The organism is Mycobacterium gordonae, from assembly GCF_001417955.2.
Classification (GTDB): domain Bacteria; phylum Actinomycetota; class Actinomycetes; order Mycobacteriales; family Mycobacteriaceae; genus Mycobacterium; species Mycobacterium gordonae_B.
In genome coordinates this window covers 1-307 of the sequence record NZ_LKTM01000323.1, presented here as the reverse complement: position 1 = coordinate 307, position 307 = coordinate 1, and the positions used below count along the sequence as shown (strand labels likewise).

General features: G+C 79.8%; 1 pseudogene. It reads right to left on the bottom strand.

What is annotated here, in order from left to right:
- A pseudogene (locus tag AO501_RS38370) lies at positions 1 to 307 on the bottom strand (hypothetical protein); the annotation flags it as partial.

The following is a 307-nucleotide window of genomic DNA, read 5'->3' as shown; positions in this document are numbered from 1 at the left end:
CACCGCCGGGCGAGGTGGCGGCCGCACCGGTCCCGCCGGCGCCGCCGGTGCCCCCGCCGCCGCCGTTGCCACCGATGCCGTTGTAGCCGCTGTCGGCGCCGGCGGCACCGTCACCGGCGTCGCCGCCGCGGCCGCCATCGCCCGCGACACCACCCAGTCCGCCGGTACCGGATGCCCCGCCGTCACCGCCGGCACCTCCGTCTCCGCCGCGACCGCCGTTGCCCGCATGGCGGTCGGTGGATGTCTGATTTGCGGCACCGTCGCCGCCGCTGCCGCCGGCACCCCCGGCACCGCCGCTGCCGTTGGT